Genomic DNA, 1,972 nt, shown 5'->3' with positions numbered 1-1,972 from the left:
TAGGAAAGGCGCGCGTAACCCTCGGTTTCCTGGGTCGGCTTGCGCGATTCGAACTTGATCACGCCCGCGGGCGAGTTGCGACCGAACAGGGTGCCCTGCGGGCCGCGCAGCACTTCCACCTGCTCCAGATCGAAGAGCGGGAAGCCCTTGAGGATCGGGTTTTCCTGGACGATATCGTCGTAAACCATCGATACCGGCTGCGACGCGTTGAGATCGAAGTCGCTGTTGCCCAGGCCGCGGATGTAGAAGCGCGGGAACTCGCGACCGTACGACGTCTCGGCATACACGCTGGGCGCGCGCGCGGCGAGCTGGAGCACGCCGTCGCCAGCCTGCCCGAAGGCTTCCAGCTTCTCGGCCGTGATCACGGTCATCGAGATAGGCACCTTCTGCAAGTCTTCCGTGCGCTTTTCAGCGGTGACGGTGACGGTCTCCAGCGTGGCCGTCTTGGCCTTCGGAGCGGTGGGCGCGGCGTCCTGTGCGTTGGCCATGCCAGCGGTGAGCGCCGTGGCGATGGACAGGGCAATGACGAGACGTCGCGGCGTACGGCGCGAGCTAACGAGAGACATGGTTTGTTCCGCCTGGGAGGTCCTGGGGTGGGAGAGTGCCTCGCCAACTGCGGTCGAGCCGGTCCCCTGGCGAGGGCGCGTCTTTGCGAATTATCCCTTGTTACGTGGGCATGACGAAAGTGTTGCAGCGCAGAAACCTGCGTGGATGGGTGAGGTTTGCGACTGTCATGGAAGTGCAATGGGTGGCCGATAACGTGCCCGCCTATCGAATGCGTTAGCGACGTTTAGCGTGCGTAAGCGTCACTATCGCAGACGTTTGAGGTTTTTCTCAACACTTTCCATGAGTATTTTCGGAGCCAAGCCCCATGAAGAGATTTCCCCTGGCCGCCGCCTTCTGGACAATGTGCGGTACCGCGGCCGCCGAGGGCGCACCGCAAGAAGCTATCGAGCTCTACGTCGATACGACCACCCGGCAGCTATTTGCGGAGCCGGGTCCGGGCCGCCAGCGTCTGGGCAAGTTCGCGCAGGTGACCGATAGCCCGGCGCCGGTGGCGGTCGCGGCAGCGGCGACGAACACGGCGACGGCTTCTGCGAGCGCGTCGGCGCAAATGGCCGCGGCGACTCCGCCGACAACACCGGCTGCCAAGGCCTGGTACGACAAGATAGGCATCCGGGGCTACCTGCAGATGCGTTACAACCAGGAGGTCGGCGGCGACGCGAAGGACCTCAAGTCCCCGGGCGATCGCTACATCGGCCGCGAGCAGGGCTTTGGCATTCGCCGCGCCCGCGTGGTCATCAGTGGCGACGTGACCGACAAGATGTCGATCTACATCCAGCCGGACTTTGCCAGCACGCCTACGGGGTCGTCGACAGGTCACTTCGTGCAGTTGCGCGACGCCTATGCGGACCTCTGGCTGGACAAGGACAAGACCTATCGCATCCGTGCCGGCCAGTCGAAGATTCCCTTCGGCTGGGAAGATCTGCAGTCGAGCCAGAACCGTCTCGCGCTCGATCGCGCCGACGCGCTCAATTCCGCGGTGCGCGACGAACGCGATCTGGGCATGTTCCTCTACTGGACACCGAAGGAGATCAAGGAGCGCTATGCCTATCTGGTCAAGTCGGGCCTGAAAGGTTCCGGCGACTACGGCGTGTTCGGCGTCGGTGTGTACAACGGGCAGGGCGCGAATCGTCCGGATCGCAACGATCAGCTGCACTCGGTGATCCACTTCTCCTATCCGTTCAAGTTTGCCAACGGGCAGTACCTCGAAGTGGGTGCGGACGCCTATTCAGGCCGCTACAAGGTCGCGACCGGTTCGGCAACCATCGATGGCCGGACGTTTACCCCGGTCGTCGACGCGCCTGTCGCCGGCTCGACGGACCGTCGCGTTGCGGCGCACGTGGTGTATTACCCGCAACCGTTCGGCTTCCAGGCGGAGTGGACGGTTGGGCAGGGCCCGGAGCTCGAT

2 protein-coding genes are annotated in these 1,972 nt (G+C 63.7%); one reads left to right on the top strand and one right to left on the bottom strand.

The window, feature by feature from the left end:
- Positions 1–566: TonB-dependent receptor plug domain-containing protein (locus AC1DT2_RS22015; protein WP_477298740.1), on the bottom strand; the 566-nt coding region annotated here is incomplete at its 3' end.
- Positions 567–871: 305 nt separating this feature from the next.
- Here AC1DT2_RS22015 and AC1DT2_RS22010 point away from each other — a divergent pair.
- Positions 872–1,972: porin (locus AC1DT2_RS22010; RefSeq protein WP_477298739.1), on the top strand; the 1,101-nt coding region annotated here is incomplete at its 3' end.

Source organism: Luteibacter sp. P4_E6 (genome assembly GCF_056401535.1).
This window is presented reverse-complemented; position numbering and strand designations above follow the sequence as displayed.